Origin of the sequence: Pseudomonas anguilliseptica (assembly GCF_900105355.1) — a bacterium.
GTDB classification, from domain to species: domain Bacteria; phylum Pseudomonadota; class Gammaproteobacteria; order Pseudomonadales; family Pseudomonadaceae; genus Aquipseudomonas; species Aquipseudomonas anguilliseptica.
The window spans coordinates 999,031-1,019,080 of the sequence record NZ_FNSC01000001.1; the positions used below are offsets into that span (position 1 = coordinate 999,031).

Consider the following 20,050-nt stretch of genomic DNA (forward strand, 5'->3'; position numbering starts at 1 on the left):
TACGCAGCCATCAAATTAAACATATGATTTTGAAAGAGTTTGCGATGCCTTAGGCAGCGGTAGCTTCTTTCTGGTCGCGAATGGCCGCCAGAGTACGAGCCAGCTTGCTGGTAGCGCCTTGGATCACGCTCATCAGCTTCGCAATGGCTTCGTCGCGAGTTGGCAGCGAAGCCAACACGTCGATCTCGTTTGCTGCGAGGAACTTGCCCTCGAACGCAGCTGCCTTGATCTCGAACTTGTCCTGACCCTTGGCGAACTCTTTGAAAATACGAGCAGCAGCGCCCGGATGTTCCTTGGAGAATGCAATCAGGGTCGGGCCTTTGAACACGTCGTTGAGGACCGAGTAATCGGTGCCTTCAACAGCGCGCTTGAGCAGGGTATTACGTACAACACGTACGTATACGCCAGCTTCGCGGGCCTCTTTACGGAGTCCGGTCATAGCGCCTACAGTCACACCGCGGGCATCAGCCACAACAGCGGACAGGGCGACTTTGGCAGCCTCGTTGACTTCAGCGACGATGGCCTTCTTGTCTTCGAGTTTAATTGCCACGGGTTTAACTCCTGCTTGTTACCGTTTCATCTGGCCGAAGCCGGATGTCGTTTTGGTGTCTGATTCGGTAAGGAACCGGGAGCACCATCTGCGTAGGCTGTTGGTTTAAGACTCGCGCCACCTACGGTCTTGGACAGCCCCCGCAAAGCAGGGACCCCAAAGTGTCGAAGCAGCGCAATCGCTTACGCCGCCTCTATGTATTACGCGTCGAGCGAGCTTTGATCGATGACCAGACCTGGGCCCATAGTGGTGCTCAGGGTTACGCGCTTGACGTAGATGCCTTTCGAAGTCGATGGCTTCAGACGCTTGAGGTCAGAAATCAGCGCTTCAACGTTCTGCTTCAGCTTCTCGGCGTCAAAACCAACTTTGCCGACTGAACCGTGGATGATGCCGTTCTTGTCAGTACGGAAACGTACTTGACCAGCTTTGGCGTTTTTCACAGCGGTAGCCACATCAGGGGTAACGGTACCGACTTTCGGGTTCGGCATCAGGCCACGCGGGCCGAGCACTTGACCCAACTGACCCACAACGCGCATTGCATCCGGGGAAGCAATTACTACGTCATAGTTCAGGTCGCCACCTTTCATTTCGGCAGCCAGATCGTCCATACCTACGCGATCAGCACCGGCAGCCAGAGCGGCTTCAGCAGCTGGGCCCTGGGTGAAAACTGCAACGCGAACGCTTTTGCCCGAGCCGTTCGGCAGAACGGTGGCGCCACGTACAACTTGGTCAGATTTACGCGGATCAACACCGAGGTTGACAGCGATATCTACGGACTCAGAGAACTTGACTGCAGACAGTTCAGCCAGCAGAGCGGCAGCTTCAACAAAGCTGTAAGCCTTACCAGCTTCAACTTTCTCAGCGATTGCCTTTTGACGCTTGGTCAACTTAGCCATTACACACCCTCCACGTTGAGGCCCATGCTACGAGCGGAGCCGGCGATAGTACGCACAGCTGCATCCATATCAGCGGCAGTCAGATCAGCCTGTTTGGTTTTGGCGATCTCTTCCAACTGAGCACGAGTCACGGCGCCAACCTTAACGGTGTTCGGACGAGCCGAACCGCTGGTCAGGCCAGCAGCCTTCTTCAGCAGAACCGAAGCAGGGGGGCTTTTGGTTTCAAAGGTGAAGCTACGGTCGCTATAAACAGTGATGATCACTGGAGTCGGCAGACCAGGCTCCATGCCCTGAGTACGGGCGTTGAACGCCTTGCAGAATTCCATGATGTTCACGCCATGCTGACCCAGAGCTGGGCCGACGGGTGGCGACGGGTTGGCTTGTGCAGCCTTTACTTGCAGCTTGATATAAGCCGTAATCTTCTTAGCCATGAGCTACTCCAGTTTTGGGTTCTAGCGCCTTTCGGCTCCCCAGTTATTGCCTATTTATCCCAGTGACGACAAAACCCCGCAGCCTATGGCTGCGGGGTAAGGGATGCGTATGTCAGTTATGCTTTTTCGACCTGACTGAACCCCAGCTCGACCGGTGTAGAGCGACCAAAAATAGTCACCGCCACCTGGATTCGGCTCTTCTCGTAATTAACTTCTTCAACAACACCACTGAAATCAGCGAACGGACCATCGGTCACGCGCACCATTTCGCCCGGCTCGAACAATGTTTTTGGCTTCGGCTTGTCACCGCTATCGGCAACACGACGCAGAATGGCATCAGCTTCTTTTTCAGTGATCGGCGCAGGCTTATCTGCAGTACCACCGATGAAGCCCATGACGCGCGGGGTATTCTTGATCAAATGCCAAGTCGCCTCACTCATCTCCATCTGCACCAGCACATAGCCAGGGAAGAACTTACGCTCACTCTTGCGCTTCTGACCGTTCCGCATCTCCACTACTTCTTCAGTGGGGACCAGAATCTCGCCAAAAACGTCTTCCATACCAGCGAGCTTCACGCGCTCGACCAACGAGCGCATAACATGCTTCTCGTAACCCGAGTAAGCATGCACGACGTACCAACGCTTAGCCACGGGACACCCTTAGCCGACAATCAACGAAACAAGCCAACCAAGCAGGGAATCTAAACCCCACAACAACAGCGCCATAACCAAAACAACAGCCACAACAATCAGAGTTGTCTGCGTGGTTTCCTGGCGAGTTGGCCAAACGACCTTACGAATTTCAACGCGAGCTTCTTTTGCCAACACCCAAAAAGCCTGACCTTTTGAGGCTTGCAGTGCAATTACACCAACCAATGCGGCAATAACCAGCAAAGCCAGAACACGATACAGAATAGGCTCAGCAGAGAAATACTGATTACCGACTACGCCTGCGATTACCAGAGCAGCAACTACGAGCCATTTAAGCAGATCGAAGCGAGAGTCTTTGGCTTCAGCCTTAACATTCATCTACTAGTATCCTGTAAAAAGACGCGCCAAATTCTAGGGAAAATGGCAGGTCAGGAGGGAATCGAACCCCCAACCTACGGTTTTGGAGACCGTCGCTCTGCCAATTGAGCTACTGACCTAAAAACTGAATCAGGCCGACCATTATGCCGGCCCGATCAAAACAGATCAATCGATTACGCGATGATCTTGGCTACGACGCCAGCGCCGACGGTACGACCGCCTTCACGAATGGCGAAACGCAGACCTTCTTCCATTGCGACGGTCTTGATCAGAGTGACAGTCATCTGAATGTTGTCACCCGGCATCACCATCTCAACGCCTTCCGGCAGTTCGCAGTTACCAGTTACGTCAGTAGTACGGAAGTAGAACTGAGGACGGTAGCCCTTGAAGAACGGAGTGTGACGACCGCCTTCTTCTTTGCTCAACACATACACTTCTGCAGTGAAGGTGGTGTGCGGCTTAACCGAACCTGGCTTGACCAGAACCTGACCACGCTCTACGTCGTCACGCTTGGTGCCCCGCAGCAGAACGCCGCAGTTCTCGCCAGCACGACCTTCGTCGAGCAGCTTGCGGAACATTTCAACACCAGTACAGGTAGTCTTGGTGGTGTCACGCAGACCAACGATCTCGATTTCTTCCTGGATCTTGACGATACCGCGCTCGATACGGCCAGTTACCACGGTGCCACGACCGGAGATCGAGAACACGTCTTCGATTGGCATCAGGAACGGCTTGTCGATTGCACGAACCGGCTCTGGGATGTAGCTGTCCAGAGTTTCAACCAGCTTCTTAACAGCGCCGGTGCCCATTTCGTTGTCGTCTTGGCCGTTCAGAGCCATCAGAGCGGAACCGATGATGATCGGAGTGTCGTCGCCTGGGAAATCGTAAGTGCTGAGCAGGTCGCGCACTTCCATTTCAACCAGCTCCAGCAGCTCAGCATCGTCAACCATGTCGGCCTTGTTCAGGAACACGACGATGTACGGAACACCTACCTGACGGGACAGCAGGATGTGCTCACGAGTCTGAGGCATCGGGCCATCAGCGGCCGAGCAAACCAGGATAGCGCCGTCCATCTGAGCAGCACCGGTGATCATGTTTTTTACGTAGTCGGCGTGACCCGGGCAGTCAACGTGTGCGTAGTGACGCACGGACGAATCGTATTCAACGTGAGCGGTATTGATGGTGATACCACGAGCTTTTTCTTCTGGGGCGCTGTCGATCTTGTCGAAGTCAACCTTGGCCGAACCGAATACTTCGGAGCAGACGCGGGTCAGAGCAGCGGTCAGAGTGGTTTTACCGTGGTCAACGTGACCGATAGTGCCAACGTTGACGTGCGGCTTGTTACGCTCAAACTTTTCTTTAGCCATTTTGACTGCCTCCCAGAGAAGAATTGACTCAGCATCACCGCCATAAAACAAAGGCAGATACTTGCATATCTGCCTTTATTAGATGGAGCTCACGAGCGGACTCGAACCGCTGACCTCACCCTTACCAAGGGTGTGCTCTACCAACTGAGCTACATGAGCGAAACACACTGCAAGAACAACAATACTGGAGCGGGTAGCGGGAATCGAACCCGCATCATCAGCTTGGAAGGCTGAGGTTCTACCACTGAACTATACCCGCGGAGCCTGCAACTCTCGCTAAATCTGGTGGAGGGAGAAGGATTCGAACCTTCGAAGTCGATGACGTCAGATTTACAGTCTGATCCCTTTGGCCACTCGGGAATCCCTCCAAACGGGGCGGCATTCTCATTCGATGCCGACCTACTGTCAAGCAATTTCTCATTAAAAAACCTGAGGTTAGCTACATTGACAGCAACTTCGCAGAACACTTGTAAGCGCCACCCTGCGAAGCGGGCGCCATTCTATGCATTCTACTGAGGGCTTGCAACCCCCTCGCACGGCATTAATTGCTGCTCTAAGCCTTTGAAGTCAAAAGCCAAACGCTGCAGCAAAGAATCATCCGCCAGACGTCGACTCTGCGGCGATATACGCACCCAGAAACTGCGGTGCGCGCGCGTTAGCTCACGCAAAGACGGCTCATACCCAGCATCACGCAAGCGCTGCATGACACTCTGCGCTGAATCACTACGCGGAAATATCCCCAAGGAAATCCCGTTGGCCAAATCTCCCTGGGTAATGATGTAGCTATCAATTTTTCTCGCCTGCAGCTCACGCAATTGGCGCAACGACGCTTGCCGAGAAGCTAAAGGCGGCAGGTATACCCAGTAATCGACGCCCGCCGCCGCATCCATACTCTGCACCCGCGACTGAATATCCAGGCTCAACAAACGCTGCTCGACGGCAGACGCATCAGCCATTAACTCAAAACTACCAAGAAACAGACAAACCGCCTCAACAGGCTGAACCTCTGCCACCTCTCGCCGCGGCGGCGCGCTCGACTCACTGAGCAGGCGAATATCGCGCTTACTGTCTTGCGCCATATTTAGCGGCGCAATTTCAGTAACCCGCAAAGGGGCCTGCTGCTGATGCCACACGTAATAGAGCAAATTCAGCACAACCAACCACAAGAACATCCAGCGCATGCATGACCTCAATCTATGGGGCAAGCGATTGCCAAGCCGATAAACACCAGATCTGGCACAACTCGCGCGCCCGGAATAACACCCATCACCAGGGGAGCATCCCCGCCGGTGAGGAAAACATCAAAGTCACTGCCCAGCAGCTCTGCCGCCATCGTTACCTGGCCACTTACAAAACCACGCAGCATTAACAAGCCCCCACGCTCAACAGCCTCAGCTGTCGCCCGCCCCGGCACCAAATCCTCTAGCGCCTTGGCCGCCTCATCGCTGTCATAGCGTGTTCTCCGGGTATGGGTTCGCAACTGCGTGCGCATCAACGGCACACCAGGACAGATAAACCCGCCCAAATGCGTACCATCTACCATTACAAAATCCGAAGTAACCGCGGAACCAAGGTCAATAACCAACACGGCCTTGCGCGATAGCTGGTAAGCCGCCACCACTGCCAGCCAGCGATCAAGTCCCAGACGCTCGTACTCCTCATAGCCGTTACGCACACCCAGCAAGGACACACCAGGACGAGCAGCACGACACCGGACAGTAAAAGTCTGCTCAATCAGTGAAATCAGCTGCGCAGTCTCATCGTCGCTACGCACACTCACCAGACGACAGGTGCGTAACTGCACAGCTTGCTCGCGGACAACATCCATAAGCAGTTGATCCGACTCAACAACGCCACCTGCGCTCGAGGTGGATTGGTTATCACTGAGCAAGCGCCACTTGATAAAGGTATTACCGCAATCGAGCTCAAGAATCATCACGCAACCTCAGGCTGAGCTCACCACCGCTAAAGCTTCGCTCAAGCCCATTAACACGAAGGCGAATGGCGCCAGAATGATCCACCCCTAAAACCTCACCCTCGATAGGCTCACCGCCAGCCGTTAACGCAACCGATCGCCCCTGCCAAAGGTGACAAGCCTGCCACTCATCCTGCAAAGCAGCGAATCCCTCACGCAGCTGTATATCCAGATAGCGTGATAACTGGCGGTTCAACTCGCCAGCCAGCTCATTGCGATTCAACAGACGACCCAGCTCCGCACGCATAGAAGTCCAAGGCTGACCGATAGCGCCAGACTCTGCTGCGAGCATATTTACATTCAGACCAATCCCGATGACCACATGGCAAACATCAGCCGGATCACCAGACAGCTCCAACAGGATGCCTGCCAACTTGCGCTCGCCAACCAGGACATCATTAGGCCACTTCAACCCGGCTGCAGCCACGCCAAAACCGCGAATAACCTGCAGCAGTGCCAAGCCGACAGCCAGACTCATGCCCTCAAGCTGGCGCATACCGCCTTCAACGCGAACAACCAGGCTGTAATACAGATTCTCCCCGAAAGGACTTACCCAGCTACGCCCCCGCCGCCCCCGACCACTGGTTTGTCGCTCAGCAAGCACGTAGTACGGCAACGATTGCGCAGCAGGCAAAAGCCGCAACGCCTCTGCGTTGGTCGAGTCCACACTGGGCATAACACACGCACGCCACCGCGGTGCATCCACTTGAGCATTCAGCCAATCCACATCCAACAACTGCAGTGGCGTCGCCAGGCGGTATCCACGCCCGCGCACCTTGTGCAACGGCAACGACAGCTCCGCCTGCAGAGCCTGCAGCTGCTTCCACACAGCAGAGCGACTGATGCCTAACGCGGCACCGAGCGCCTCACCGGAGTGGAAGCGCCCGTCCTGAAGAAGCTTTAACAATGCAAGCATGCGAGCCCCGCCTAGCAATAAGGCACGCATGATAACGACGCGCCGTTTAGCTGCCTATCAAAGGCGCACCTGCGCCTGGTTCGTTTTCGCGGCGCATAGTAAAACCCCCGACCAGTTTCCTGATCGGGGGTTTTGATGTAGGTGCTTGACGATGACCTACTCTCACATGGGGAAACCCCACACTACCATCGGCGATGCATCGTTTCACTACTGAGTTCGGGATGGGATCAGGTGGTTCCAATGCTCTATGGTCGTCAAGCGATTCAGCTGGGATGTCGCGGTTAGGCGCTATCCCGAATTGGGCATGTGATGTCTTAGTTTGTAGTTTCGCAAATTTTCGGCTGTTGCAGTCTTCATAGAGACACACAAACATCAAATTGTTTGGGTGTTATATGGTCAAGCCTCACGGGCAATTAGTATTGGTTAGCTCAACGCCTCACAGCGCTTACACACCCAACCTATCAACGTCGTAGTCTTCGACGGCCCTTTAGGGAACTCAAGGTTCCAGTGAGATCTCATCTCGAGGCAAGTTTCCCGCTTAGATGCTTTCAGCGGTTATCTTTTCCGAACATAGCTACCCGGCAATGCCACTGGCGTGACAACCGGAACACCAGAGGTTCGTCCACTCCGGTCCTCTCGTACTAGGAGCAGCCCCTCTCAAATCTCAAACGTCCACGGCAGATAGGGACCGAACTGTCTCACGACGTTCTAAACCCAGCTCGCGTACCACTTTAAATGGCGAACAGCCATACCCTTGGGACCGGCTTCAGCCCCAGGATGTGATGAGCCGACATCGAGGTGCCAAACACCGCCGTCGATATGAACTCTTGGGCGGTATCAGCCTGTTATCCCCGGAGTACCTTTTATCCGTTGAGCGATGGCCCTTCCATACAGAACCACCGGATCACTAAGACCTACTTTCGTACCTGCTCGACGTGTCTGTCTCGCAGTCAAGCGCGCTTTTGCCTTTATACTCTACGACCGATTTCCGACCGGTCTGAGCGCACCTTCGCACTCCTCCGTTACTCTTTAGGAGGAGACCGCCCCAGTCAAACTACCCACCATACACTGTCCTCGATCCGGATAACGGACCAGAGTTAGAACCTCAAGGTTACCAGGGTGGTATTTCAAGGATGGCTCCACGCGAACTGGCGTCCACGCTTCAAAGCCTCCCACCTATCCTACACAAGTAAACTCAAAGTCCAGTGCAAAGCTATAGTAAAGGTTCACGGGGTCTTTCCGTCTAGCCGCGGATACACTGCATCTTCACAGCGATTTCAATTTCACTGAGTCTCGGGTGGAGACAGCGCCGCCATCGTTACGCCATTCGTGCAGGTCGGAACTTACCCGACAAGGAATTTCGCTACCTTAGGACCGTTATAGTTACGGCCGCCGTTTACCGGGGCTTCGATCAAGAGCTTCGCGTTAGCTAACCCCATCAATTAACCTTCCGGCACCGGGCAGGCGTCACACCCTATACGTCCACTTTCGTGTTTGCAGAGTGCTGTGTTTTTAATAAACAGTCGCAGCGGCCTGGTATCTTCGACCGGCATGGGCTTACGTAGTAAATACTTCACCCTCACCGGCGCACCTTCTCCCGAAGTTACGGTGCCATTTTGCCTAGTTCCTTCACCCGAGTTCTCTCAAGCGCCTTGGTATTCTCTACCTAACCACCTGTGTCGGTTTGGGGTACGGTTCCTAATTACCTGAAGCTTAGAAGCTTTTCCTGGAAGCATGGCATCAACCACTTCGTCACCTAAAAGGTAACTCGTCATCAGTTCTCGGCCTTGATTTCCCGGATTTACCTAAGAAACCAGCCTACCACCTTAAACACGGACAACCAACGCCGTGCTGGCCTAGCCTTCTCCGTCCCTCCATCGCAGTAATTAGAAGTACGGGAATATTAACCCGTTTCCCATCGACTACGCATTTCTGCCTCGCCTTAGGGGCCGACTCACCCTGCGTCGATTAACGTTGCGCAGGAAACCTTGGTCTTTCGGCGTGGGAGTTTTTCACTCCCATTGTCGTTACTCATGTCAGCATTCGCACTTCTGATACCTCCAGCAAGCTTATCAACTCACCTTCACAGGCTTACAGAACGCTCCTCTACCGCTCAACTTACGTTGAACCCGTAGCTTCGGCGTATGGTTTGAGCCCCGTTACATCTTCCGCGCAGGCCGACTCGACTAGTGAGCTATTACGCTTTCTTTAAAGGGTGGCTGCTTCTAAGCCAACCTCCTAGCTGTCTAAGCCTTCCCACATCGTTTCCCACTTAACCATAACTTTGGGACCTTAGCTGACGGTCTGGGTTGTTTCCCTTTTCACGACGGACGTTAGCACCCGCCGTGTGTCTCCCGTGCTGACACTTGCTGGTATTCGGAGTTTGCATCGGTTTGGTAAGTCGGGATGACCCCCTAGCCGAAACAGTGCTCTACCCCCAGCAGTGATACACGAGGCGCTACCTAAATAGCTTTCGAGGAGAACCAGCTATCTCCGAGCTTGATTAGCCTTTCACTCCGATCCACAGGTCATCCGCTAACTTTTCAACGGTAGTCGGTTCGGTCCTCCAGTCAGTGTTACCTAACCTTCAACCTGCCCATGGATAGATCGCCCGGTTTCGGGTCTATACCCAGCGACTAAACGCCCTATTAAGACTCGCTTTCGCTACGCCTCCCCTATTCGGTTAAGCTCGCCACTGAATATAAGTCGCTGACCCATTATACAAAAGGTACGCAGTCACCCAACAAAGTGGGCTCCCACTGCTTGTACGCATACGGTTTCAGGATCTATTTCACTCCCCTCTCCGGGGTTCTTTTCGCCTTTCCCTCACGGTACTAGTTCACTATCGGTCAGTCAGTAGTATTTAGCCTTGGAGGATGGTCCCCCCATATTCAGACAAAGTTTCTCGTGCTCCGTCCTACTCGATTTCATTGATAAGAGAATTTCGTGTACGGGGCTATCACCCACTACGGCGGCACTTTCCAGAGCCTTCCACTATTCTCAAATCAACTTAAGGGCTAGTCCCCGTTCGCTCGCCACTACTAAGGGAATCTCGGTTGATTTCTATTCCTCAGGGTACTTAGATGTTTCAGTTCCCCTGGTTCGCCTTACACACCTATGTATTCAGTGTGTAATAACCAGCTTATGCTGGCTGGGTTCCCCCATTCAGAGATCTCCGGATCAAAGTCTGCTTGCCGACTCCCCGGAGCTTATCGCAGGCTACAACGTCTTTCATCGCCTCTGACTGCCAAGGCATCCACCGTATGCGCTTCTTCACTTGACCATATAACCCCAAGCAATCTGGTTATTGCCTCTAACGTGAAGACGACATTCGCCGAAAATTTGCAATTGAGAACTACAAATTTTACCTTGACCAGATTAATTACCAGTGAAAGTAATTAATCAGTCACTTCTATCACATACCCAAATTTTTAAAGAACGATTTGTTACTGATCAAAGACCAGAAATCAACATTCATCTACTTGCAGTAGGAACGTTCATTTCTGAACTCTCAACGAGGCTGTATATGGTGGAGCCAAGCGGGATCGAACCGCTGACCTCCTGCGTGCAAGGCAGGCGCTCTCCCAGCTGAGCTATGGCCCCATATTCTTACAAGGCCAAACCCCACAACAATTGGTGGGTCTGGGCAGATTCGAACTGCCGACCTCACCCTTATCAGGGGTGCGCTCTAACCAACTGAGCTACAGACCCAATCGTCTTTCGCAATGAATCAAGCAATTCGTGTGGGAACTTATGAAGAAGCTGAAGTCTTCGATTAAGGAGGTGATCCAGCCGCAGGTTCCCCTACGGCTACCTTGTTACGACTTCACCCCAGTCATGAATCACACCGTGGTAACCGTCCCCCTTGCGGTTAGACTAGCTACTTCTGGTGCAACCCACTCCCATGGTGTGACGGGCGGTGTGTACAAGGCCCGGGAACGTATTCACCGTGACATTCTGATTCACGATTACTAGCGATTCCGACTTCACGCAGTCGAGTTGCAGACTGCGATCCGGACTACGATCGGTTTTATGGGATTAGCTCCACCTCGCGGCTTGGCAACCCTTTGTGCCGACCATTGTAGCACGTGTGTAGCCCTGGCCGTGAGGGCCATGATGACTTGACGTCATCCCCACCTTCCTCCGGCTTGTCACCGGCAGTCTCCTTAGAGTTCCCACCATAACGTGCTGGTAACTAAGGACAAGGGTTGCGCTCGTTACGGGACTTAACCCAACATCTCACGACACGAGCTGACGACAGCCATGCAGCACCTGTGTCTGAGCTCCCGAAGGCACCAATCCATCTCTGGAAAGTTCTCAGCATGTCAAGGCCAGGTAAGGTTCTTCGCGTTGCTTCGAATTAAACCACATGCTCCACCGCTTGTGCGGGCCCCCGTCAATTCATTTGAGTTTTAACCTTGCGGCCGTACTCCCCAGGCGGTCAACTTAATGCGTTAGCTGCGCCACTAAAATCTCAAGGATTCCAACGGCTAGTTGACATCGTTTACGGCGTGGACTACCAGGGTATCTAATCCTGTTTGCTCCCCACGCTTTCGCACCTCAGTGTCAGTATCAGTCCAGGTGGTCGCCTTCGCCACTGGTGTTCCTTCCTATATCTACGCATTTCACCGCTACACAGGAAATTCCACCACCCTCTACCGTACTCTAGCTCAGGAGTTTTGAAAGCAGTTCCCAGGTTGAGCCCGGGGATTTCACTTCCAACTTACTGAACCACCTACGCGCGCTTTACGCCCAGTAATTCCGATTAACGCTTGCACCCTTCGTATTACCGCGGCTGCTGGCACGAAGTTAGCCGGTGCTTATTCTGCCGGTAACGTCAAAACAATAACGTATTAGGTTACTGCCCTTCCTCCCAACTTAAAGTGCTTTACAATCCGAAGACCTTCTTCACACACGCGGCATGGCTGGATCAGGCTTTCGCCCATTGTCCAATATTCCCCACTGCTGCCTCCCGTAGGAGTCTGGACCGTGTCTCAGTTCCAGTGTGACTGATCATCCTCTCAGACCAGTTACGGATCGTCGCCTTGGTGAGCCATTACCTCACCAACTAGCTAATCCGACCTAGGCTCATCTAATGGCGCGAGGTCCGAAGATCCCCCGCTTTCTCCCGTAGGACGTATGCGGTATTAGCGTCCGTTTCCGAACGTTATCCCCCACCACAAGGCAGATTCCCAGGCATTACTCACCCGTCCGCCGCTCTCAAGAGAAGCAAGCTTCTCTCTACCGCTCGACTTGCATGTGTTAGGCCTGCCGCCAGCGTTCAATCTGAGCCATGATCAAACTCTTCAGTTCAATACTGCTTGGGTTTTGAAAAAACCCTAAACTTAGCTCAGCAATCGCAAAAAACTCTCAAATTAACGAGTGTTACTTGTGATGCTGATAATCTTGCGACTAGCAGTCTTACCTCACAAGCACCCACACGAATTGCTTGATTCAGTTTTTAAAGAGCGGGTGGTTAAGTCTTTCACCTCAACCGAGGCGCGCATTCTACAGCAGCCTCATCTTGCGTCAAGCTATTTTTCGAAGTTCTTTTTAGAAAAGCTCTTTCTACTCAATCACTTGCATTACAACTTGTCAGCACTCGCTCTGATCGCTCAAAACTTCATGCTTGTACTAATAGTAAAACCCCCGACCGTTTTCACGGTCGGGGGTTTTGGTGTAGGTGCTTGACGATGACCTACTCTCACATGGGGAAACCCCACACTACCATCGGCGATGCATCGTTTCACTACTGAGTTCGGGATGGGATCAGGTGGTTCCAATGCTCTATAGTCGTCAAGCGATTCAGCTGGGATGTCGCGGTTAGGCGCTATCCCGAATTGGGTATGTGATGTCTTAGTTTGTAGTTTCGCAAATTTTCGGCTGTTGCAGTCTTCATAGAGACACACAAACATCAAATTGTTTGGGTGTTACATGGTCAAGCCTCACGGGCAATTAGTATTGGTTAGCTCAACGCCTCACAGCGCTTACACACCCAACCTATCAACGTCGTAGTCTTCGACGGCCCTTTAGGGAACTCAAGGTTCCAGTGAGATCTCATCTCGAGGCAAGTTTCCCGCTTAGATGCTTTCAGCGGTTATCTTTTCCGAACATAGCTACCCGGCAATGCCACTGGCGTGACAACCGGAACACCAGAGGTTCGTCCACTCCGGTCCTCTCGTACTAGGAGCAGCCCCTCTCAAATCTCAAACGTCCACGGCAGATAGGGACCGAACTGTCTCACGACGTTCTAAACCCAGCTCGCGTACCACTTTAAATGGCGAACAGCCATACCCTTGGGACCGGCTTCAGCCCCAGGATGTGATGAGCCGACATCGAGGTGCCAAACACCGCCGTCGATATGAACTCTTGGGCGGTATCAGCCTGTTATCCCCGGAGTACCTTTTATCCGTTGAGCGATGGCCCTTCCATACAGAACCACCGGATCACTAAGACCTACTTTCGTACCTGCTCGACGTGTCTGTCTCGCAGTCAAGCGCGCTTTTGCCTTTATACTCTACGACCGATTTCCGACCGGTCTGAGCGCACCTTCGTACTCCTCCGTTACTCTTTAGGAGGAGACCGCCCCAGTCAAACTACCCACCATACACTGTCCTCGATCCGGATAACGGACCAGAGTTAGAACCTCAAGGTTACCAGGGTGGTATTTCAAGGATGGCTCCACGCGAACTGGCGTCCACGCTTCAAAGCCTCCCACCTATCCTACACAAGTAAACTCAAAGTCCAGTGCAAAGCTATAGTAAAGGTTCACGGGGTCTTTCCGTCTAGCCGCGGATACACTGCATCTTCACAGCGATTTCAATTTCACTGAGTCTCGGGTGGAGACAGCGCCGCCATCGTTACGCCATTCGTGCAGGTCGGAACTTACCCGACAAGGAATTTCGCTACCTTAGGACCGTTATAGTTACGGCCGCCGTTTACCGGGGCTTCGATCAAGAGCTTCGCGTTAGCTAACCCCATCAATTAACCTTCCGGCACCGGGCAGGCGTCACACCCTATACGTCCACTTTCGTGTTTGCAGAGTGCTGTGTTTTTAATAAACAGTCGCAGCGGCCTGGTATCTTCGACCGGCATGGGCTTACGTAGTAAATACTTCACCCTCACCGGCGCACCTTCTCCCGAAGTTACGGTGCCATTTTGCCTAGTTCCTTCACCCGAGTTCTCTCAAGCGCCTTGGTATTCTCTACCTAACCACCTGTGTCGGTTTGGGGTACGGTTCCTAATTACCTGAAGCTTAGAAGCTTTTCCTGGAAGCATGGCATCAACCACTTCGTCACCTAAAAGGTAACTCGTCATCAGTTCTCGGCCTTGATTTCCCGGATTTACCTAAGAAACCAGCCTACCACCTTAAACACGGACAACCAACGCCGTGCTGGCCTAGCCTTCTCCGTCCCTCCATCGCAGTAATTAGAAGTACGGGAATATTAACCCGTTTCCCATCGACTACGCATTTCTGCCTCGCCTTAGGGGCCGACTCACCCTGCGTCGATTAACGTTGCGCAGGAAACCTTGGTCTTTCGGCGTGGGAGTTTTTCACTCCCATTGTCGTTACTCATGTCAGCATTCGCACTTCTGATACCTCCAGCAAGCTTCTCAACTCACCTTCACAGGCTTACAGAACGCTCCTCTACCGCTCAACTTACGTTGAACCCGTAGCTTCGGCGTATGGTTTGAGCCCCGTTACATCTTCCGCGCAGGCCGACTCGACTAGTGAGCTATTACGCTTTCTTTAAAGGGTGGCTGCTTCTAAGCCAACCTCCTAGCTGTCTAAGCCTTCCCACATCGTTTCCCACTTAACCATAACTTTGGGACCTTAGCTGACGGTCTGGGTTGTTTCCCTTTTCACGACGGACGTTAGCACCCGCCGTGTGTCTCCCGTGCTGACACTTGCTGGTATTCGGAGTTTGCATCGGTTTGGTAAGTCGGGATGACCCCCTAGCCGAAACAGTGCTCTACCCCCAGCAGTGATACACGAGGCGCTACCTAAATAGCTTTCGAGGAGAACCAGCTATCTCCGAGCTTGATTAGCCTTTCACTCCGATCCACAGGTCATCCGCTAACTTTTCAACGGTAGTCGGTTCGGTCCTCCAGTCAGTGTTACCTAACCTTCAACCTGCCCATGGATAGATCGCCCGGTTTCGGGTCTATACCCAGCGACTAAACGCCCTATTAAGACTCGCTTTCGCTACGCCTCCCCTATTCGGTTAAGCTCGCCACTGAATATAAGTCGCTGACCCATTATACAAAAGGTACGCAGTCACCCAACAAAGTGGGCTCCCACTGCTTGTACGCATACGGTTTCAGGATCTATTTCACTCCCCTCTCCGGGGTTCTTTTCGCCTTTCCCTCACGGTACTAGTTCACTATCGGTCAGTCAGTAGTATTTAGCCTTGGAGGATGGTCCCCCCATATTCAGACAAAGTTTCTCGTGCTCCGTCCTACTCGATTTCATTGATAAGAGAATTTCGTGTACGGGGCTATCACCCACTACGGCGGCACTTTCCAGAGCCTTCCACTATTCTCAAATCAACTTAAGGGCTAGTCCCCGTTCGCTCGCCACTACTAAGGGAATCTCGGTTGATTTCTATTCCTCAGGGTACTTAGATGTTTCAGTTCCCCTGGTTCGCCTTACACACCTATGTATTCAGTGTGTAATAACCAGCTTATGCTGGCTGGGTTCCCCCATTCAGAGATCTCCGGATCAAAGTCTGCTTGCCGACTCCCCGGAGCTTATCGCAGGCTACAACGTCTTTCATCGCCTCTGACTGCCAAGGCATCCACCGTATGCGCTTCTTCACTTGACCATATAACCCCAAGCAATCTGGTTATTGCCTCTAACGTGAAGACGACATTCGCCGAAAATTTGCAATTGAGAACTACAAATTTTACCTTGACCAGATTAATTACCAGTGAAAGTAATTAATCAGTCACTTCTATCACATACCCAAATTTTTAAAGAACGATTTGTTACTGATCAAAGACCAGAAATCAACATTCATCTACTTGCAGTAGGAACGTTCATTTCTGAACTCTCAACGAGGCTGTATATGGTGGAGCCAAGCGGGATCGAACCGCTGACCTCCTGCGTGCAAGGCAGGCGCTCTCCCAGCTGAGCTATGGCCCCATATTCTTACAAGACCAAACCCCACAACAATTGGTGGGTCTGGGCAGATTCGAACTGCCGACCTCACCCTTATCAGGGGTGCGCTCTAACCAACTGAGCTACAGACCCAATCGTCTTTCGCAATGAATCAAGCAATTCGTGTGGGAACTTATGAAGAAGCTGAAGTCTTCGATTAAGGAGGTGATCCAGCCGCAGGTTCCCCTACGGCTACCTTGTTACGACTTCACCCCAGTCATGAATCACACCGTGGTAACCGTCCCCCTTGCGGTTAGACTAGCTACTTCTGGTGCAACCCACTCCCATGGTGTGACGGGCGGTGTGTACAAGGCCCGGGAACGTATTCACCGTGACATTCTGATTCACGATTACTAGCGATTCCGACTTCACGCAGTCGAGTTGCAGACTGCGATCCGGACTACGATCGGTTTTATGGGATTAGCTCCACCTCGCGGCTTGGCAACCCTTTGTACCGACCATTGTAGCACGTGTGTAGCCCTGGCCGTGAGGGCCATGATGACTTGACGTCATCCCCACCTTCCTCCGGTTTGTCACCGGCAGTCTCCTTAGAGTTCCCACCATAACGTGCTGGTAACTAAGGACAAGGGTTGCGCTCGTTACGGGACTTAACCCAACATCTCACGACACGAGCTGACGACAGCCATGCAGCACCTGTGTCTGAGCTCCCGAAGGCACCAATCCATCTCTGGAAAGTTCTCAGCATGTCAAGGCCAGGTAAGGTTCTTCGCGTTGCTTCGAATTAAACCACATGCTCCACCGCTTGTGCGGGCCCCCGTCAATTCATTTGAGTTTTAACCTTGCGGCCGTACTCCCCAGGCGGTCAACTTAATGCGTTAGCTGCGCCACTAAAATCTCAAGGATTCCAACGGCTAGTTGACATCGTTTACGGCGTGGACTACCAGGGTATCTAATCCTGTTTGCTCCCCACGCTTTCGCACCTCAGTGTCAGTATCAGTCCAGGTGGTCGCCTTCGCCACTGGTGTTCCTTCCTATATCTACGCATTTCACCGCTACACAGGAAATTCCACCACCCTCTACCGTACTCTAGCTCAGCAGTTTTGAAAGCAGTTCCCAGGTTGAGCCCGGGGATTTCACTTCCAACTTACTGAACCACCTACGCGCGCTTTACGCCCAGTAATTCCGATTAACGCTTGCACCCTTCGTATTACCGCGGCTGCTGGCACGAAGTTAGCCGGTGCTTATTCTGTCGGTAACGTCAAAACAATAACGTATTAGGTTACTGCCCTTCCTCCCAACTTAAAGTGCTTTACAATCCGAAGACCTTCTTCACACACGCGGCATGGCTGGATCAGGCTTTCGCCCATTGTCCAATATTCCCCACTGCTGCCTCCCGTAGGAGTCTGGACCGTGTCTCAGTTCCAGTGTGACTGATCATCCTCTCAGACCAGTTACGGATCGTCGCCTTGGTGAGCCATTACCTCACCAACTAGCTAATCCGACCTAGGCTCATCTAATGGCGCGAGGTCCGAAGATCCCCCGCTTTCTCCCGTAGGACGTATGCGGTATTAGCGTCCGTTTCCGAACGTTATCCCCCACCACAAGGCAGATTCCCAGGCATTACTCACCCGTCCGCCGCTCTCAAGAGAAGCAAGCTTCTCTCTACCGCTCGACTTGCATGTGTTAGGCCTGCCGCCAGCGTTCAATCTGAGCCATGATCAAACTCTTCAGTTCAATACTGCTTGGGTTTTGAAAAAACCCTAAACCTAGCTCAGCAATCGCAAAAAACTCTCAAATTAACGAGTGTTACTTGTGATGCTGATAATCTTGCGACTAGCAGTCTTACCTCACAAGCACCCACACGAATTGCTTGATTCAGCTGTTAAAGAGCGGTTGGTTAAGCCTTTCGCCTCAACCGAGGTGCGCATTCTACAGCAACCTCATCTTCCGTCAAGTGATTTCGAAAATTTCTTTTCAATCTCAACCACTTGCGCTTTCGATCGACATCTAGCTTATCGTCAGCGGAAGGCGAATTCTACAGCGCTTCAAACCGCTGTCAACCGCCTCTTTTACCGCCCTCGATCACCTCGACCGAACCTCTCCAGCCTTAAACACTACCCCTGAAGAGGATGCGCATTCTACGCAGCTTTCGCTGCTTTGCAACCCCTTATTTAAATCTAACTTCTTGTTTTATAAGAAGCTTAAGGAGCCGCATACGCCTGAACAGCTGCGCATTATAGGGACTGGCAAAAGAAGATCAATCGATTGTTATGCTTTTGTTTCAAAAGCCGCTAATCAAGAGCCACGACTACTCCACACCCATGCGCCGACCGCAAAAACGACAAAGCCGTTGAAGCTGACGCTTCAACGGTTTTGTCGAACCTACTGCATCTAGCGCATCACGAATCGAGCTTAAGCGTAATACGTGCAAACGCCTTCTTGCCGGCCTGACAGACATGCACGGCTCCCATCTTATATATAAAGAAGCGATCCACCACCTCTCCATCCACACGCACACTGCCGGAACCCAACAGATCGCGCGCCATAGCAGCGTTCTTCACCAGACCTGCCTTATTAAGGAGCGCGGCAATCGGCATATCCCCAACAGACAACACCTCAATCCCTGGCAGATCATCAGGCAGCTCACCACCCTTCATTCGATTGCCCGCCGAGCGATGAGCACTGAGCGCCGCCTCTTCGCCATGAAAGCGCGCAACGATCTCTTCGGCCAGCTTGATTTTGATGTCACGGGGATTGGCGCCCTTCTCGACATCGCACCTGAACTGCTCGATCTCCTCCATGGAGCGGAAACTGAGCAGCTCAAAATAGCGCCACATCAAAGCATCGGGCATGGACACCAGCTTGTTGTACATGACACCAGGGGCTTCCTGGATACCTATATAGTTGCCCAATGATTTGGACATCTTCTTCACGCCATCCAACCCTTCAAGCAGCGGCATGGTGACGATGCACTGTGACGCCTGCCCATAGGAACGCTGCAACTCGCGCCCCATCAGCAGGTTGAATTTCTGATCAGTGCCACCCAGCTCAACATCTGCCTGCAGAGCGACCGAGTCATAACCCTGCACCAGCGGATAGAGGAACTCATGGATTGCGATCGGCTGATTGGTCGAGTAGCGCTTACTAAAATCATCTCGCTCAAGCATCCGCGCAACGGTGTACTGCGAAGTCAGACGAATAAAATCTGCCGGCCCCATCTTATCCATCCAGGTGGAGTTGAACGCGACTTCGGTTTTCGCCGGGTCGAGTATCTTGAACACCTGACTCTTGTAGGTCTCCGCGTTTTCCAGAACCTGCTCGCGGGTCAACGGCGGGCGAGTCGCGCTCTTGCCGCTGGGATCACCAATCATCCCTGTGAAGTCACCGATCAGGAAAATCACCTGATGCCCCAGCTCCTGGAACTGACGCAACTTATTAATAAGCACTGTGTGTCCGAGGTGCAGATCCGGTGCCGTTGGATCAAAACCGGCTTTGATACGCAGCGGCTGACCACGCTTGAGTTTCTCAACCAGCTCAGCCTCAACCAAAACCTCTTCCGCGCCACGCGCGATCAGCGCCAACTGCTCTTCAACCGACTTCATGACAGGACTCACGACCACTCAAAACAAAAGGGAACCAACCATACAAGATCGCAGACAAATCACAAGTTCTGCCCGCCACCCACCTACACTAAGACCACCTCGCGACAACCGGGGTTGCCTAGCTAGCGATTTGGTTATATTTTATACAGTTAATGCATATTCAT

General features: G+C 52.6%; 10 protein-coding genes, 8 tRNA genes and 6 rRNA genes. All 24 read right to left on the bottom strand.

What is annotated here, in order from left to right; all coding sequences use genetic code 11:
• Window positions 1–49 precede the first annotated feature (49 nt).
• Complete coding sequence (gene rplJ / locus BLW24_RS04815) at window positions 50–550, bottom strand: 50S ribosomal protein L10 (RefSeq protein WP_090377397.1); 501 nt, start codon at window positions 548–550, stop codon at window positions 50–52.
• 200 nt (window positions 551–750) lie between these two features.
• Window positions 751–1,446, bottom strand: coding sequence for a 50S ribosomal protein L1 (gene rplA / locus BLW24_RS04820; RefSeq protein WP_090377400.1), 696 nt, complete (start codon window positions 1,444–1,446; stop codon window positions 751–753).
• The gene (rplK, locus tag BLW24_RS04825; RefSeq protein WP_090377404.1) at window positions 1,446–1,877 is read right to left on the bottom strand and encodes a 50S ribosomal protein L11; all 432 of its coding nucleotides are present in this window, start codon (window positions 1,875–1,877) and stop codon (window positions 1,446–1,448) included. The genes rplA and rplK overlap by 1 nt, the downstream gene beginning before the upstream one ends.
• Before the next feature lie 116 nt (window positions 1,878–1,993).
• The gene (gene nusG / locus BLW24_RS04830; protein WP_090377407.1) at window positions 1,994–2,527 is read right to left on the bottom strand and encodes a transcription termination/antitermination protein NusG; all 534 of its coding nucleotides are present in this window, start codon (window positions 2,525–2,527) and stop codon (window positions 1,994–1,996) included.
• A 9-nt stretch (window positions 2,528–2,536) separates the two neighbouring features.
• A complete protein-coding gene (secE, locus tag BLW24_RS04835) occupies window positions 2,537–2,905 on the bottom strand; it encodes a preprotein translocase subunit SecE (protein WP_090377410.1) in 369 nt (122 codons plus the stop codon).
• A gap of 43 nt (window positions 2,906–2,948) precedes the next feature.
• Window positions 2,949–3,024 (bottom strand) — tRNA-Trp (locus BLW24_RS04840).
• 54 nt (window positions 3,025–3,078) lie between these two features.
• Complete coding sequence (gene tuf, locus BLW24_RS04845) at window positions 3,079–4,272, bottom strand: elongation factor Tu (RefSeq protein WP_090377413.1); 1,194 nt, start codon at window positions 4,270–4,272, stop codon at window positions 3,079–3,081.
• Window positions 4,273–4,355: 83 nt separating this feature from the next.
• Window positions 4,356–4,431, bottom strand: a tRNA-Thr gene (locus BLW24_RS04850).
• Window positions 4,432–4,457: 26 nt separating this feature from the next.
• Window positions 4,458–4,531 (bottom strand) — tRNA-Gly (locus tag BLW24_RS04855).
• 24 nt (window positions 4,532–4,555) lie between these two features.
• Window positions 4,556–4,640: transfer RNA gene (locus BLW24_RS04860), tRNA-Tyr, on the bottom strand.
• Between the two features lie 141 nt (window positions 4,641–4,781).
• Window positions 4,782–5,453, bottom strand: coding sequence for an SPOR domain-containing protein (locus BLW24_RS04865; protein WP_090377417.1), 672 nt, complete (start codon window positions 5,451–5,453; stop codon window positions 4,782–4,784).
• An 8-nt stretch (window positions 5,454–5,461) separates the two neighbouring features.
• Window positions 5,462–6,208 (bottom strand): pantothenate kinase, encoded by a 747-nt coding sequence (locus BLW24_RS04870; protein ID WP_090377419.1) that lies wholly within the window; start codon window positions 6,206–6,208, stop codon window positions 5,462–5,464.
• Complete coding sequence (gene birA / locus BLW24_RS04875; RefSeq protein ID WP_090377422.1) at window positions 6,198–7,163, bottom strand: bifunctional biotin--[acetyl-CoA-carboxylase] ligase/biotin operon repressor BirA; 966 nt, start codon at window positions 7,161–7,163, stop codon at window positions 6,198–6,200. Before birA ends, BLW24_RS04870 begins: the two co-directional genes overlap by 11 nt.
• A gap of 143 nt (window positions 7,164–7,306) precedes the next feature.
• Window positions 7,307–7,422 (bottom strand): 5S ribosomal RNA (gene rrf, locus BLW24_RS04880).
• A 133-nt stretch (window positions 7,423–7,555) separates the two neighbouring features.
• Window positions 7,556–10,446: ribosomal RNA gene (locus BLW24_RS04885) — 23S ribosomal RNA — on the bottom strand.
• Between the two features lie 244 nt (window positions 10,447–10,690).
• Window positions 10,691–10,766 (bottom strand) — tRNA-Ala (locus tag BLW24_RS04890).
• Between the two features lie 31 nt (window positions 10,767–10,797).
• A tRNA-Ile gene (locus BLW24_RS04895) sits at window positions 10,798–10,874 on the bottom strand.
• A 65-nt stretch (window positions 10,875–10,939) separates the two neighbouring features.
• Window positions 10,940–12,476 (bottom strand): 16S ribosomal RNA (locus BLW24_RS04900).
• A 372-nt stretch (window positions 12,477–12,848) separates the two neighbouring features.
• A 5S ribosomal RNA gene (gene rrf / locus BLW24_RS04910) occupies window positions 12,849–12,964 on the bottom strand.
• A gap of 133 nt (window positions 12,965–13,097) precedes the next feature.
• Window positions 13,098–15,988, bottom strand: a 23S ribosomal RNA gene (locus BLW24_RS04915).
• A 244-nt stretch (window positions 15,989–16,232) separates the two neighbouring features.
• Window positions 16,233–16,308, bottom strand: a tRNA-Ala gene (locus BLW24_RS04920).
• Window positions 16,309–16,339: 31 nt separating this feature from the next.
• Window positions 16,340–16,416, bottom strand: a tRNA-Ile gene (locus tag BLW24_RS04925).
• A gap of 65 nt (window positions 16,417–16,481) precedes the next feature.
• Window positions 16,482–18,018: ribosomal RNA gene (locus tag BLW24_RS04930) — 16S ribosomal RNA — on the bottom strand.
• The 16S, 23S and 5S rRNA genes sit together here with 4 tRNA genes alongside, the layout of an rRNA operon.
• Window positions 18,019–18,683: 665 nt before the next feature.
• Window positions 18,684–19,886, bottom strand: a complete 1,203-nt coding sequence (gene tyrS / locus BLW24_RS04935; RefSeq protein ID WP_090377428.1) for a tyrosine--tRNA ligase — start codon at window positions 19,884–19,886, stop codon at window positions 18,684–18,686.
• Window positions 19,887–20,050 lie beyond the last annotated feature (164 nt).

Bases quoted from the DNA above. Each gene is read 5' to 3' on its own strand.
- rplA (WP_090377400.1), bottom strand. From the start codon at position 1,446: ATGGCTAAGTTGACCAAGCGTCAAAAGGCAATCGCTGAGAAAGTTGAA.
- rplK (WP_090377404.1), bottom strand. From the start codon at position 1,877: ATGGCTAAGAAGATTACGGCTTATATCAAGCTGCAAGTAAAGGCTGCA.
- secE (WP_090377410.1), bottom strand. From the start codon at position 2,905: ATGAATGTTAAGGCTGAAGCCAAAGACTCTCGCTTCGATCTGCTTAAA.
- tuf (WP_090377413.1), bottom strand. From the start codon at position 4,272: ATGGCTAAAGAAAAGTTTGAGCGTAACAAGCCGCACGTCAACGTTGGC.
- BLW24_RS04865 (WP_090377417.1), bottom strand. From the start codon at position 5,453: ATGCGCTGGATGTTCTTGTGGTTGGTTGTGCTGAATTTGCTCTATTAC.
- BLW24_RS04870 (WP_090377419.1), bottom strand. From the start codon at position 6,208: ATGATTCTTGAGCTCGATTGCGGTAATACCTTTATCAAGTGGCGCTTG.
- birA (WP_090377422.1), bottom strand. From the start codon at position 7,163: ATGCTTGCATTGTTAAAGCTTCTTCAGGACGGGCGCTTCCACTCCGGT.
- tyrS (WP_090377428.1), bottom strand. From the start codon at position 19,886: ATGAAGTCGGTTGAAGAGCAGTTGGCGCTGATCGCGCGTGGCGCGGAA.